This window comes from Endozoicomonas numazuensis, assembly GCF_000722635.1.
Classification (GTDB): domain Bacteria; phylum Pseudomonadota; class Gammaproteobacteria; order Pseudomonadales; family Endozoicomonadaceae; genus Endozoicomonas_A; species Endozoicomonas_A numazuensis.
Genome location: NZ_JOKH01000003.1, coordinates 294085 through 308977, shown reverse-complemented (window position 1 = coordinate 308977; position 14893 = coordinate 294085). Strand labels below are relative to the sequence as shown.

The 14893-nt window shown below is 48.7% G+C and carries 12 protein-coding genes; 1 reads left to right on the top strand and 11 read right to left on the bottom strand.

All coding sequences use genetic code 11. From position 1 onward, the window contains the following. Positions 1-116: 116 nt before the first annotated feature. Complete coding sequence (locus GZ78_RS14215; RefSeq protein ID WP_152558734.1) at positions 117-1583, bottom strand: hypothetical protein; 1467 nt, start codon at positions 1581-1583, stop codon at positions 117-119. Positions 1584-2002: 419 nt separating this feature from the next. Here GZ78_RS14215 and GZ78_RS14210 point away from each other — a divergent pair, with 419 nt between their 5' ends. Then, positions 2003-3349: a hypothetical protein gene (locus GZ78_RS14210; RefSeq protein WP_034837280.1), complete on the top strand. Its 1347-nt coding sequence runs from the start codon at positions 2003-2005 to the stop codon at positions 3347-3349. 161 nt (positions 3350-3510) lie between these two features. Here GZ78_RS14210 and ccoP read toward each other — a convergent pair whose 3' ends face one another. From ccoP to GZ78_RS14155, 10 genes are all read right to left on the bottom strand, one after another. Continuing rightward, positions 3511-4431, bottom strand: a complete 921-nt coding sequence (gene ccoP, locus GZ78_RS14205) for a cytochrome-c oxidase, cbb3-type subunit III (RefSeq protein WP_330217612.1) — start codon at positions 4429-4431, stop codon at positions 3511-3513. Beyond that, positions 4428-4643, bottom strand: a complete 216-nt coding sequence (locus tag GZ78_RS14200; protein ID WP_034838313.1) for a CcoQ/FixQ family Cbb3-type cytochrome c oxidase assembly chaperone — start codon at positions 4641-4643, stop codon at positions 4428-4430. The genes ccoP and GZ78_RS14200 overlap by 4 nt, the downstream gene beginning before the upstream one ends. A gap of 5 nt (positions 4644-4648) precedes the next feature. Beyond that, positions 4649-5260: a cytochrome-c oxidase, cbb3-type subunit II gene (gene ccoO / locus GZ78_RS14195; protein WP_034837277.1), complete on the bottom strand. Its 612-nt coding sequence runs from the start codon at positions 5258-5260 to the stop codon at positions 4649-4651. A 15-nt stretch (positions 5261-5275) separates the two neighbouring features. Next, positions 5276-6718, bottom strand: a complete 1443-nt coding sequence (gene ccoN, locus GZ78_RS14190) for a cytochrome-c oxidase, cbb3-type subunit I (RefSeq protein ID WP_034837274.1) — start codon at positions 6716-6718, stop codon at positions 5276-5278. 811 nt (positions 6719-7529) lie between these two features. Continuing rightward, entirely contained in the window at positions 7530-8660 is a 1131-nt protein-coding gene (locus tag GZ78_RS14180) for a YHYH protein (RefSeq protein WP_201772716.1), read from the bottom strand. A gap of 303 nt (positions 8661-8963) precedes the next feature. Beyond that, positions 8964-10091, bottom strand: coding sequence for an ABC transporter permease (locus tag GZ78_RS14175; RefSeq protein WP_051786191.1), 1128 nt, complete (start codon positions 10089-10091; stop codon positions 8964-8966). Next, positions 10091-11017 (bottom strand): ABC transporter ATP-binding protein, encoded by a 927-nt coding sequence (locus GZ78_RS14170; RefSeq protein WP_034837270.1) that lies wholly within the window; start codon positions 11015-11017, stop codon positions 10091-10093. The genes GZ78_RS14175 and GZ78_RS14170 overlap by 1 nt, the downstream gene beginning before the upstream one ends. After that, positions 11014-11970: an HlyD family secretion protein gene (locus tag GZ78_RS14165; RefSeq protein ID WP_034837266.1), complete on the bottom strand. Its 957-nt coding sequence runs from the start codon at positions 11968-11970 to the stop codon at positions 11014-11016. The genes GZ78_RS14170 and GZ78_RS14165 overlap by 4 nt, the downstream gene beginning before the upstream one ends. An 83-nt stretch (positions 11971-12053) precedes the next feature. Then, positions 12054-13391 (bottom strand): protein kinase domain-containing protein, encoded by a 1338-nt coding sequence (locus tag GZ78_RS14160; protein ID WP_152558733.1) that lies wholly within the window; start codon positions 13389-13391, stop codon positions 12054-12056. Between the two features lie 396 nt (positions 13392-13787). After that, positions 13788-14723 (bottom strand): Dyp-type peroxidase, encoded by a 936-nt coding sequence (locus GZ78_RS14155; RefSeq protein ID WP_034837261.1) that lies wholly within the window; start codon positions 14721-14723, stop codon positions 13788-13790. Positions 14724-14893: the final 170 nt, after the last annotated feature.

Genomic DNA, 14893 nt, shown 5'->3' with positions numbered 1-14893 from the left:
ATTTTCGGTCTGGTTCAGAAGGTTTAGCATGTCATGATGAGGTGTGTGTTTGGGGGCTCAAAAGCCCACAGACTGGCTGCAGGCTTTAAATTAAAAAAACGTTTTGATGCCCGGTCTCACTCGATCTTGGTATAAGCACCGGCTTTGCAAGAGATCGCCACAATGCCGATGGCAACGTAGCCAAGTGCTTGCAGGCCATTAACAACGAATGAGGCAATGGCTGCTGCTTTCCAGGTATCTGATCTTTTATTGCAATCAGGGCATTTAGGTCCATCGTACTTTAGAGTCAGATTAAAGTCTGCGCGCTTTGTTTTTGAGCTAAGACCACAGCCCTTGCTCCAGAAAGAAGCTCCCTCATTTTCAATGGTTTCGTTCAGGTTGAGAGTAGGAAACAGTGGAGTAATGCAGGTGCCCATTCTGGGCCAGGCAGTCAAGCTGGTTGGGCTGCTGCCCGGATCAAAAAACTCTGCCCAGGTAATCACTTCCTCCAGGGGGACGGGCCCATAGTTTTCCTCAGTTTCAACCTGCTTACCGACAGATGGGCTGTTACCGCAGGCCCGAGTCAGGTTGTCGGTAATACTGTTGGCAAAGACATGAACTTCCAGATCATGGTCGCTGGTTTGCAGAAACTGCATGGCACAAACCGATGGCCAGCGCGTGGTAGAAAGAGAGTGGAAATAGTTTTCGGCTACTTTGGAGCGTTCAGTTCTGGAAGCGTTGTGCAGGTTCTCTAATGCAAGAAGTGCTCTGGTATGCCCTTTATTGGCGTTATTGCCATCCATATAGAAATCATTATGCTCTATTTGTCCGTACACGTGCTTAAGGTGCATACCTCTCTGGCAACTCATGCCTGCAGCTTCCTCCGTCACTCGTGTAACGTTGTGCTTAATATCAACTTCCTTATGGGCGTTTTCGTCCGGGCCGCCTTCGAGCAGCACTCCGTACTCATTGCCTTCGAGTTCGAACCAGCTTCTGCTGATCCTGTACTTCCCTTCTGAAGCAATATTTTCAGCCCCCGTGTTGTCTACCCAAACCAGCGCTTTCAGTCCAGGTCTGCCAATCATACCCAGTCTGGAAATATCAAATTGACTGCTTCCCCTGCTGTAAGCCAGTACTTTAGGAGCCGTCGTCGTGTTGAATGAGCTACTTTCTGTGAGGTTGAATTGGCCGGAGTCTATTGCCAGCCCGGTAATGTTGTTGTTTTGGGAGAAGTCCAGCAGGCAGTAGATGGAGTCGTCACCGATGTCGAAGTCGCTGGCGGGTGCAATAAAGAACAACCCTTCATCACCGGCGCCATCAGACATCAGTCCAGAGGCTCCTTTTGGCTTCAGTGCTTTTGAAATTTCGTAGGGAGTCGTCCGGGGTCTGGCGGGTATGATCAGCAAATGATTAGCTGGCAGCTCATCAACAGCATCATCCAGCCTTTGATCTGGCTGTAAGTGGTGTATTTGATCTTCAGTGTACTTGAGACAGGTATTTCTGTTTTCCGTTTGATCGGGAATGGCCATACAAGACGGAGGAATAGTAGTCTGTCGTTTAACAATGCCCGTATCTTTATGTCCAGCCGATTTCCCAGGTTGCAAGACATCAACTGAGGTGTCCTGTTGGACTGAAGAAGTTGAACCTGTTGAGGCTGCTCCTGCCGTTATTGAAAACAAAAAAAGACTGCATGCTATAGAGCATGTACGAAGATCAAATTTCATAAGGCATCTCTTGAAGTCAGTAAGAAGACGCAGTCGGCCGTTGCTCATCTTAAAGATAGAATAGATATATATAGGAATAGTTATCGTTTGTAATATTGATGAGATTTTATCTCTTTAATAGTTATAGATTCGAACTCACTTCAGTCGTTGCCCTTTGTCGCTTTTCTGCTATTAGCATTACAAAAAACACAAATCATTATTGTTTACAGATAGGAATGATTATCTATAAATAAGGGTGCCGGGAGGCTACAGGGATTTTTCTACGGGAGTCGTATCACTTGAACAACTGGGTGTAGACAATGAGCAGAAAGCTGTTGATGTTTCTTCTGACAGTGTCTTTAAGTAGAGGTCTCTATGCCAATGACCTGACTTTATACGACGAAGAGCAAGCGAGGCTTAATCAGGCTAATCATCAATTGGCGTTGTCATCAGAAAAGCCCACAGAGATTCCGATGATTGTTTTTACTCCAGTGCCCAGAGAGGGGCTGAAGCCGGATCAGGCAGGCGTAGTGAAGGAAAACATCGAGCTGGAATGGCAGGGAGAGCCGGTGCTCATGAAAGTGGAGAGTCATACCTCCGAAAAAGAATATCGCAAAGCCATGAAAAGGTTCATCAGGGAAGAAGGGTTGGAGCTTGATAAGCGATCTTCTGACTCTGAAGATGAAGGCGTCAACAGGAACGATACTTCTGTAACCGGTCAGGAATGGCTCAAAACAACCTTTCTATGGTCAAGAGAATCCATGGAGCAGGTGATTTTTATAGGGGCTTTTGTGATTGAGTACCCCGAACATCGGGGAAAAATCATGATTGGCGCTGCCGCAGGTGCTGGCGGGACGGCAACGGTTGTGCTGGTGGGCGGTGTGTTGTTGGATAAATTCTCCAGCGGAATACCAGAAGCCATGATCGATCTGATCGAGTGGGGTACAAACCTTTTGGGTGCAGCCGTCTTCGCTCGCTTTAATTACATGGTGTCAAACAGTGTCGCATCGCGCAGATTAGCTGGTGGAGGCTCTCCTGTGGCCAGAACAACCAGTGGCTATGATGTGGGGTCTTATGTGGTATTCCCTGTCGTGATCTATTCCGCGAAAGAGATGGCAGAAGCCGGCTTTGGTACCTTGAAGGTACTGTCAAAAGGTCATTATGAAGCTTCTGCCATGCCGCTGATTCCTGTAGCTTTCTTCATAGTCACGACAGTTGTCGTATTTAAGGATAAGTTGCCCTATGTAAAAAATTATCATTGTCCTGCATGTGTCAGAGGTCAGTATCTCCTTTCGGTTCTGGCGCGGGCAGGTTTGACTGTGGTGGGAGCGGGTATGCTTTCCGGAGCGGCCCATGAAACAGAAGATCTGACCGATTGGCACTCACCTACTGTGTGGGATGCAAACAATAAAACGGTGGTGAATGGTTATGATTTCTGGGGGGATGATTCGGTGCTGGCCTTGATCCTTTCTCCTCTGGGGTTCAGAGCTACTCCCAGCGTAGCGACCATGGTCACATGGTTAGGTTACGCTGCAGCGATCACGGGAATGAATGTTTTTGTTGAGTATATGTACTGGAAAAAAGCCAGAATGGAGGCAAGGGTTCGGGGCAGTGCTGGAGGTGAAGTAGAAATGAACCTCATTGGATCTGATGCTTCGGATTTATGATTATATATTGTTGATTAGCAGTCAGCAGTCAGCAGTCAGCAGTCAGCAGTCAGCAGTTAGCAGTTAGCAGGACTAGGGAAGTTAGAGGTTTACAAGAGTCCAGATAAAAAAACCGCAGCCGAAGCTGCGGTTTTCATGACAAGGGTGTGAATCAGAGAAACTCAGTTCTTCTCTTCTTTCTTTTCCTTGTTGTCTTCATTCAGGCTGTATACGTAAGTAGAGACCAGGTGTACCTTTTCCTTGCCCAGAATGTCTTTCCAGGCAGGCATAACACCATTACGGCCGTTACGAATCGTGTATTCAACCTGAGCCTGGCTGGAGCCGTACAGCCAGGTGTCATCCGTCAGGTCAGGTGCTCCCAGAAGCTGGTTGCCCTTACCATCGGCGTTATGGCATACGGCGCAGGTTGTGTCGTATACCTTTTGGCCGGCTTCAGCTGTGGCTGGGTCAACATTGTCGACCAGGCCAGCCTGAGCGCGGATGAAAGTAGCTACGTCACGAACACCCTTTTCACCAATAACGGCCCCCCAGGCAGGCATCTGCCCGTTACGCCCTTCCATGATGGTGGTGTTGATGGCATCGGCTGTGCCGCCATACAACCAGTCATCATCGGTCAGGTTAGGAAAGCCGAAGGCACCTGCAGCATCACTACCGTGGCAGAGCGCGCAGTTATTCAGGAAGATACGCTCACCCATTTTGACGGCCTTTGGGTTGTTAACCAGCTCTTCTATCGGAGTATTGGCATACTGCGCGAACAGAGGCTGATAACGGCGGTTGTGCTTTTCCTGATGGCGTGTCAGTTCCCCGGTGGAGGTCCAGCCCAGAAAGCCTTTCCAATTTCCCAGACCAGGATACAGCCAGAGGTAGAAGGCCGTGAATATAAACGTGGCGATAAACAGGGCCAGCCACCACTTGGGCATGGGGTTATCCAACTCTTCAATGCCGTCGTAGACATGTCCGGTGGTTTCGTTGGTTGTTTCGCTGCGCTGTTGCCTCCAGGTGGTAAACAGCACATAGCTTACAAATGCCAGGCAGGCCAGAGTAAGGATGACAACCCATCCACTCCAGAAACTACTCATCATTGTATGGCCCCTTTGTCCTTGTCTGCGTGCTCAGCACTTGATACGCCACGGGCGTCTCGTGTATTTATATGTGCTGCGTCGTCTTCGAACGGCAATGTAGCCGCTTCATCAAAGTCGTGCTTCTTACGGCCACTGTATGCCCAGAAACAGACCGCCAAAAAGGCGATCATGGCAAAAACAGTGGACAGTCCTCTCAGATCATTAATATCCATGAGTGTCACCGTTTGTTCTGGAGCGCGGTGCCCAGTGACTGCAAATAAGCCACGACAGCGTCCATTTCAGTACGACCTTTCACGGCAGCAGAGGCACCTTCGATGTCATCATTGGTGTAAGGCACACCCAGACTTCTCAGAACTTCCATTTTTTTGCCAGTCAGTTTGCCATCCAGAGTGTTCTGGTTCAGCCATGGGTAAGATGGCATGATGGATTCAGGCACAACGTCTCTTGGGTTGTTCAGGTGAGCACGGTGCCACTCATCAGAGTAGCGGCCGCCCACACGGGCCAGATCTGGCCCGGTACGCTTGGAGCCCCAAAGGAACGGATACTCATAGACAGATTCACCGGCTACAGAGTAGTGACCGTAACGCTCTACTTCAGCACGCAGAGGGCGAACCATCTGCGAATGACAACCCACACAGCCTTCGCGAATGTAGATGTCACGACCTTCCAGTTGCAGAGCAGTGTAAGGCTTCAGGCCTTCCACTGGCTCAGTGGTGGTCTTCTGGAAAAACAGTGGCACGATCTCAACCAGGCCACCAAAGCTGATGGCGACTACGATCAGTACCACCATCAAACCAAGATTTTTTTCGACTAAATCATGTTTTCTCATGGTGAACTCCCCGGATCAGGCTGTCTGTGCAGGTGACGCCTGAACTTCACCTTCCTGCTGGTTTTCACTGCCAAGTCTGACAGTGCGGAACACGTTGTAAGCCATGATCAGAACACCTGTTACAAAGAAGGCGCCACCGATTGCACGGACAACGTAGCCGAAGTGGCTGGCGGTTACAGACTCAATAAAGCTGTAAGTCAGTGTGCCATCGTTGTTTACTGCTCTCCACATCAGGCCCTGGGTAATACCGTTAACCCACATGGCAACGACATACAGAACGGTACCGATAGTGGCCAGCCAGAAGTGAGCATTAATCAGTCCAACGCTGTACATCTGTTCACGACCGCAAACTCTTGGAATCAGGTGGTACAGAGAGCCAAAGGAAACCATGGCTACCCAGCCCAGAGCACCAGAGTGTACGTGACCAATGGTCCAGTCGGTGTAGTGAGACAGAGCGTTAACAGTCTTGATGGCCATCATCGGGCCTTCGAAGGTAGACATGCCGTAGAAGGACAGGGAAACCACCAAAAAGCGCAGAATTGGATCGGTACGCAGTTTGTGCCACGCGCCGGACAGCGTCATGATGCCGTTGATCATACCGCCCCAGGAAGGTGCCAGCAGAATCAGGGACATAACCATACCCAGACTCTGGGCCCAGTCGGGCAGAGCGGTATAGTGCAGATGGTGTGGACCGGCCCAGATGTAGATGGCGATCAGTGCCCAGAAGTGTACGATAGACAGACGATAGGAATAAACCGGGCGACCAGCCTGTTTGGGTACGAAGTAGTACATCATCCCCAGGAAGCCGGCAGTCAGGAAAAAGCCTACGGCATTGTGGCCATACCACCACTGGATCATAGCGTCCATGGCTCCGGCATAAGCGGAGTAAGACTTGGTCAGGGTGACGGGTACTGCAGCGCTATTGACGATGTGAAGAATCGCAACGGTGATGATGAAGGCACCGAAGAACCAGTTGGCTACATAAATATGCTTTGCCTTGCGCTTCATGATGGTGCCAAAGAACACAATCGCGTAGCTGATCCAGACAATGGCAATCAGAATATCAATAGGCCATTCAAGCTCGGCATACTCTTTAGTAGAGGTCATGCCCATTGGCAGGGTGATTGCGGCTAATACAATGACCAGCTGCCAGCCCCAGAACGTGAAAGATGCCAACTTTGGCAAAGCCAGTGTTGCCTGACAAGTTCTCTGAACGACATAGTAAGAGGTAGCGAAAAGGACGCAGCCTCCAAATGCAAATATAACGGCGTTTGTGTGTAAGGGTCTTAGCCTGCCAAAACTGGTCCAGGGTAGATCAAGATTCAGTTCAGGGAATACCATCTGGGTAGCGATGAACAGTCCCACCCCCATCCCAACGATGGCCCAAACCACCGCCATGATGGCAAACTGCCTGACAACCTTATAGTTATAGGTTGGCTGTAACGTTGCAGTGCTCATGCTCCATGTTACCTTCGGGTTCTGCTAACAAATTACGACTTGGAGTAACCTGAGGCTTTGCACCTCTGACCGGAAATCCAGTAACACATCCTGCACCTTTAAACTGCTTATGAGTATTTCAGGGCAAAACGAACCCTGACCGGCTGCCAAAGGCTTCCGGATAATAAAGGCGTTGCTGTTCTACTGGATTTCAGGCCAGATATTCTCTGCTTCCGGCCAGCTCCCCTGGGTTGTCCGTAAGGCCTATCATCTTGGAGTCTTATCCTTTATTGAATAAATACTGCAGATGATGAATGGAGTCGGAACACTCCGCTCATGGGTCCTGCTAAAAATGGCAATTCCCGTTGAGTCTGCCTGACGTGAGCTTTATGTCATATTCATCTTGTTGCTGAGGTCTTCTGACTCAGTTTGAGTGAACTTTAATGGGCTCATGACAGTGAGACTCTGAGTGCTTATTCCTGGATCGGTACTCCTGATTTTGACACTTCTGATTATTCTCCGGTCCTTATCGGCTGGCAGTGGGTTGATACTGCCAAACCCGCTGCAATCATACAGAAATATCACTAGGCCTGCTAATGCTTTTTAGGTATGAACAGGTGATTTGTATTGAAAGCTTTTGTTTGAGTTTGTTTTGTATGTGAAGTGTCAGGATTACCAAGGGCTGAGGGCTGCATGAAGATAATTAAGGCAAATTTATGCTGTGATTTACCGTGATTGTAAGGAGATGTTCGTTTATGTGTAAGCAGATGGGCTCATGAGATGTAGCGATTAAGCTACATCTCTTAATGGCTCGCTGACAGGAATCATAAGCTCAGTGTGAATGCATTGAGTTGATCAGTGCTTGCCCTGTTTTGCTGAACGAAGAGTCAGGTGTTCCTTTGAAGCATGCCATCGCCCAAGGGTAACTGTCAGTGATGTAATAACCGTACTGATTATTGAGAGTCATGCCGTTGCACTCGTCCAGATCGCCACTATTGATCTGGTATTCATAATCTCCGGTGAATTGACCATTATAAGTGTTGCTGCTCACGACGCCGTTTCCTGCAACCGGTGTTGTATAAGGTGAAACGAATGCCCGGGTACCGGTTTTCAAAACGAAACTGGATCTGGCTTTGCGCACAATTCCGTCAGCGGGATCCCTGAAGCAGGGGCCATAAACTGGAAAACCGTCGGCAGCAAAGCCAATGACGGGAGACTCTTGCCCTTGGGATTCACAATCCTGAAAGTACATCGCTTTCGGATCACCATGATAATGGTAACTGCCATCTGGCTGAACATGGGCGTTATGCTCGTCGGTTCCAAAATTGTTCAGGGCTGACATGGGGTCGTAGCGCCAGGGATTGTCAATCTGACTTTGGTCACAACCTGTTTTCTCCCGTCCCAAGGGTTCATCGCCTACGTCATAACAGGCGGCTGCCAGTAAATCCATAGACACTCCGTTCAGCATGATGACATTAGTGATACCTATGGATCTGGGTGTGACAGAGGCGGAAAAAGTCGGAGAGGGGGTTACTTCATACAGTCCGTTCTGCTCCTGAACAGTATTGGCGAAGTTTGCTGATGCATCGTTGAAATCATGGTTGGGGATTTCATCAGCAGTAAAACGACATTTACCCTCTTCAACGGATAGAGTGAGATTGCCTGTAAAAGCCACGGCTCGCTGAATGTCGGTAACATTGGAGTAGAACGTGCCCACGTATTCTTGGCAATTGGCAGATCGCACAGTAAATAAGCTGTTTGTTATGTCCGTTCCAGTATTGTTAATGGGCGCAGGTGAGATTGAATCACCACTGTCACTTCCTCCACCGCCACCGCCACCGCCACCGCCACCGCCACCGCCACCGCCACCGCCACCGCCACCTCCGCAGCCTGAAAGAGAGACAAGAAGAGCGCTGAAAACAGATACTTTGATGGGTGAAACCAACTGACTTCCCATATTCATTATTATTGTATTCCCGGGGAGAGAGGAGTAGTCAGAACAGTATTTCAGTTAATCTAAACGACAACAAGTAGATAAACGAATAAATAAGAAGGGTATAGGCCTTTAAATATCTTCACATTTATTCATTGCCGTTGCTGTGTGATGGCGATTATAGGGTAGCAGGAATAAGTCGTATAATATTCTTTCTATTCCATACAAAATAAATGTTTGTTTTATTTTTGGTTTTTATGTTTTAGGTTTTTATGTTTTAAAAGTGCACGGGGTTTTTTAAGAGGCAGTGAAGAGGGTTGATATGGAACTTCTCTAATCAAGACTCTTCTTAAATCGTTTTGCCGCGACCATTAGCCCTGCAATCGTAAACACACCAAGATAGAGAGCATTGTTGCTCATGCATTGTATTTCTGCCCCCCTTAATACGATCCCTCTCATCAACCGCATATAATGGGTGGCCGGTAATAGCTCAGACAGCCATTGAGCCGCCACAGGCATGCCTTCAAAAGGAAACATAAACCCTGATAAAAGAATGGAAGGCAACAGAATGAAAACGGTCATCTGCATAGCTTGCAGTTGGGTTTCAGTGCACGTCGAGATAATCAGTCCCAGGGTCAGGCTGGCAGAAATAAACAGCATCGTAGCCAGTAGCATCTGCACAATACTACCCACAAAAGGTACATCAAAAATAAGGTGGCCCAGGGAAATAATGATACCGGTCTGAATGAGTCCAACAAAAATATAAGGAACAATTTTGCCTATCATCAGCTCCATTGGGTGAACCGGTGTCGCGATGAGCAGTTCTAAATTGCCTCTTTCTCTTTCACGAACCAGCGCAGCAGAGGTAAACATGATCATGGTCATCGTAAGGATAACGCCCACCAGTCCAGGCACAATATTGACAACGGACCGTTGCTCCGGGTTGTAATAGAGCACAACCTCAAAGAGTGCTCTTGGAGAGACTGACTGAATACCCTCAATAGCTGAGAAAGGCATGGTCTGTAGTTTCAGAATGGCTGAGCTGATCATGGTGTCCGAACCGTCAACCAGCCATTGAGCAGGGGGTCTGCCATCGTTTAATCGTTGATTAAAGTCAGACGGGATCAACAAGGCCGCTCTGACGGTCCCTCTTTGAAGCGCATTTTCTGCTTCCTGAGGCGTTGCATCTTGCCGTACGACTCTGATCACCTGGGTCGCCTTCAAAGCCTCGATCAGTGCACGGCTATAGTAAGTGCGGCTGTCATCGACAATGCTGACGGGTAACTCTCTGACATCGGTATTAATAGCAAAGCCAAACAGCAGCAGCTGTATGAGTGGAATGATTACAATCATGGCAAAGGTGGGGCGATCGCGTGATAACTGTCGTAACTCCTTGACCAGAATGGACATGATTCGCTGAAGACTGTTCGTCACTTTTCGGAGGGCTGAAACATTTTCCATTACTGCCGCCGTTGTCCTGTGCAATGAACAAATACGTCTTCCAGACTGGGACGAACTCTTTCTATCGTTCTGTCTTTCATCGCATCCGGCCACTGACTTTTAAGCCACTCTTCAGGGTTGCTGAGGGCGTTGGTGACCAGCACTCGTAAACGGGCACCCTGTTGAGCGGCGGATAAAATTTCCGGTCGGGCAGTCAGGACTTCCCTGATCTGTCGAAGATGAGTGCCATCAACTTCAAGCACCGTTGCTTGCATATCAGCCATCAGCTGCTTGGGTGAGCCGTCAGCCTGTTTAATGCCGCCTTCCAGGATGGCCAGATTATGGCAGCGCTCGGCTTCATCCATATAGTGAGTAGACACCAGAATGGTGGCTCCTTGGTCGCAGAGATCAAACAGGGTTTCCCAGAAATCGCGGCGGTTTTCAGGGTCTACGGCCGACGTGGGTTCATCCAGCAGTAATAATTCAGGTTCATGTAATGTTGCAGCTGCCAGAGCAAGCCGCTGACGCTGGCCACCACTGAGGCTACCCGCCATTCGCTTGCGGCGCTGATCCAGACCGTAGACAGTGAGTTGGGCGTCAATGCGTTTATTAACTTCTCTGCCCGGCAGGTTAAATACCTGAGCCATGAACTTCAGGTTTTCTTCTATTGACAGGTCGTCGTATAAAGAAAATTTCTGGGTCATGTACCCCAGACGCAATCGAAGTGCTTCTGACTGTTTGGGTATATCCAGGCCCAGAACACAGATATCGCCATGGCTGGGAGTCAACAAGCCAGTCAACATTCTGAGTGTGGTGGACTTACCGCTGCCATTGGGGCCAAGAAATCCAAAAATGGTTTTTTCTTCAATGCTCAGGTCCAGTCGATCGACAGCAATGAAGTCACCAAAGCAGCGGGTCAGCCCTTTGGCAGAAATGGCCAGGCTCATAAGGGCAAATCCACTTGCACAGGAAGACCTGATGGCAAGTCCGCAGCGGTTTCAGGAAGTTGTACCTCTGCCATATAGACCAGTCGTGATCGTTCTTTCTCATTCAAGGCATAATGGGGAGTAAAGGCTGGATCAAGTGATATCCAGCGTACCTGACCAAGAAAGGTTTTTCCTACACCATCAATATGTATGGTTACATGGTCGCCTACATGAAGAGAGGCCTTATGGGGTTCTGGAACATAGATTCGAGCGTATGGCGCTTCATTGACCAGCAGAATAGCAAGGGGGCTGCCTGCAGAGACTCGTTCTCCCAAGTGTCTGGGAAGACTGTCCAGCCTGCTGTTTCTTGTGGCATAGATTGATAAATCGTCCAGCTTTTGCTCTTCCAGAATATGATTCGCTAATGCCTTGTTCAGAGAAGCTTCAGCTTGCGCTATGGATTCGGGGCGGTTGCCGTTGAGCAAGCTCATGAGTTTTTCTCTGGCATTATTTTTCTCGGCTTTGAGGGCATCACGAGCCGCTCTTGCCTGATCCAGCTCAGACTGGCTGATCAGTTTGCGTTGCAGTAGAAGGGCGTTTCTCTGGAATGTCTTATTAGCATCTACCAGTCTGGCTTCAATTTGGCGGACATTGGCTCTCGCGGCTGCAATATCTTCAACCCTTGCACCGTTGATCATTTCATCCAGATAGGCTCGGGCTCTTGCTGCTTCGGCAGAGGCAGCAGCGACGGCTGCCAGCTGTTTTCGATCATCCAGCTTCAGGATCAGTTGGCCCATTTTTACCGGGCTGCCTTCAGGTATAAGAATGTCTGTGATCAGTTCAGATGCAGTCGCTTCCAGAGTGATTCTGTCTCTCTCAAGTGTCCCCAGAGCTTGGCGGGCGTCAGAAGAGAAACAACCGGAAAGCAGCAGTGTTACTGTGGTACCAAAGAGCAACTTCTGCAGACTATGCATCAACCTGTTCATAAAGGGGAGCGTTCTATGCCGACTAACATCACACAAATGTAGTCATAAAATGTAGTCATAAAATGTAAAGACTACTTTTTCTTTATTCTCGGTCTTCTTCGAGTATGGCTCTTTGGCCGTCTTATTCTTTTGACTGTCGAAGACTGTTGCTGGGCAGCGAGGGCAGCCAGTTGGGGGACTGCATCTTCTATTGTCATCCTCGTGGATGGGGTTTCTTCGGTCAGGTTGGCGATCAGTTCAAGAAGAGGTTGATTCTTTTCAAAGAACTCAGGGTAATATTTGTTGAGGGCTGCTTTCTTTTCAAAGGCGGAGAAATCAGCAAACTCCTTTATATTTTCGAATTGCTCTTTTCTGTCGAGTATCTCTTTATTCTTCCAGCGACCATTGTTATTTGCGGGTAAATAACCACAGCTAGCCTCTAGCAGAACAATGCCCAGCGTCCAGGCATCTACTTGCAGGTTGTATTGTCGGACCTCCCTGTCATCAACCAGTATCTCAGGGGCAAAATAAGACGGAGTGCCACAAAAACTGCGGGTTGTACTTCCGGGTTCCAGGGTTTTATTGAGGCCGAAGTCAATCAGTTTGACGGTGATCTGTCCGGTGTCTGAAACAGAACACATGATGTTCTCAGGTTTTAAGTCACGGTACAGAATCTTGTGGTCGTGCAGGTGCTTAAGCCCCTGGCAGACTTGATGACCCACTTGAATAGCGTTTTTGGCACCAATCGCAAGATGAGTGGAGCGTCCTCCCGCCCATGCTTTTTGAAGGTCCTTACCTGCTACCCTCTCGCCAATACAGGCTCTGATTTCATAATTCCCCTTCTGATCATCGGGAATTTGATCCGCTGAATTAATGACACAGTAATGGCCACTTCTGATATTCCTGACCAGAAGTGCATAGGTATCCGCTACGTTTGCATGTGAGGGACGGCTTAAAGCGGTTATCTCCCCCTGAATCAGTCCACGTCTATCGGGTTTGTGGGTTGCACTCGCCTCTTTCGGCGGTTCTATAAACTTCACAGCGTAACGTTTATTGGCAGGGGTCTTCATCAGTTTTACCTTCCCCATATGACCACTGCCCAGTGTTTTCAAAGGTGTTGAAATAGACAACAGTTTATCAAGCGCCTCTTCGCTGCATGCTGCATCAATGTGATGTCCCCATCCTTGCTCAGGTTTAAAAGGGCAGTGCCTTATGGTGCCTGGCTGATCCGTATTGCTGGCTTTTCTTACTTTTGAAGAGGGTGGTTTCAGGGCTGAATCGGGCTCAGGGCTAGGCGTTTTGGGCAATACCTCTTCACAAGCCAGAACGTCTTTATCAAAAGACCGTGATCTTTTTGCACCAGCCACAGGCGTGGGAGGCACCAAAGGTGCTTCTATGGCTTTAAGATCTCTTGATGTAGAGGGCTGCATTGGAATTCCTTTTTCATGCCAGCAGGGGGTTGTATACAGGTGATTGGACAATGGAAGGCCTGAAAAGTTTAGTCTTTTCGGTTGTGCATCAATGACTGCCAGGGAAGGTGCGAACAAGTCCTACAAGTCCTATACGTGCAGTCGCGCCTTCAGAGGAAGCCAGCCTCCTAGGAGGCTGACCGAAAATAGCGTCCGAGCATAAAATTCAGTAGAACGAGTCAGCTTTTTCACTGAATTTGTGCGAATAGTTGACCTATTTAAGCAAATCCAGTGGAAAAGATGGCCGTTCTTTCTGGATTTTAGGCCGGACTGTCTATTCTCGGTCAGCCTCCTGGACATGCCTGAAAAAGACCCCTTGATTCTGAATCCCCCTGGCAGGCCAGTGCAACATAGGACTTATTCGCACCTTCTCTGGTTATTTTCCAGAAACTCAACAGAAGGCGCAAAGAAAGCGCAGCCGGTAACGGCTTCTGAGTAATCCATCAAGTGATCATAGTAGCCCTGTGTATCGGCCTTGATCATAGACTCCAGCATTTTTTCAAAATGTACGGGTGTACGACAGTAAGAGACAAAGTAAAGTCCGCCTTCACTGGCATTGCCATAGGGCATACTGTGCCGCAGGATTTCCATGCTCTTGCCTTCACTGTTCTTGACGTTTGAACGTTTGACGTGAGCCGTGGGTGCTTTTTCTTCGCCACTGAATTCAATGTCGTCTTCCTTGGTGCGACCAATCACTTTTTCCTGCTCAGGTACTGCCAGTTTGTCCCACTTATTGAACTTGTGGACCCATTTTTGGGTGTGGATATAGCAGCCACCGGAAAAGGCGTTATCTTCTTCTCCCACCAGAGTCACGCTGGCTCTGTTCTCACCCTGGGGGTTTTCAGTACCATCGATAAATCCTGTCAGGTCGCGGCTGTCCAGGTAACGGAAACCTGTTTCATCTTCCTGAATTTCAACACTCTGACCAAAGTGATCCATGGCTTTGTGCAGAAGGATAAAGTTGATATCCCGACGGTTGGAACGGATATGGAGCAGCAGGTCACCTGGTGTAGCCGGTGCAGTCCGAACACCTTCAGTCATGGATTTAAAAGGTTCGAGAAGTGCAGGTTTACTGGCTTTGTACAAGGTATCCCAAGCCAGGCTGCCGATACTCAAGGTGGAAGACAGCCTTGCGTCCGGGTACTGCTCACTGAGGTCCCGGGTCAGCTGGGGAATCAGTGCACAGGTCTTTTTAATCTGATCAAGGCTGTCGGCATCTTGCTTGATGTTTAAAACCAGAAAGCAGGCATCGGTATTCGCTTCTGGAGTAATTCCTGATTGTGGTGTGCTCATTTCCAACTCTAGCGTCAGTTTGCGAAATAATTGGAACCTGACTGAGGATAGCGCTCGAGCATAAAGTTCTGTAGAACGTGGCACAGTCTTGAACGCTCTAGGAGGCTGACCGAGAATAGCGTCCGAGCATAAAATTCAGTAGAACGAGTCAGCTTTTTCACTGAATTTGT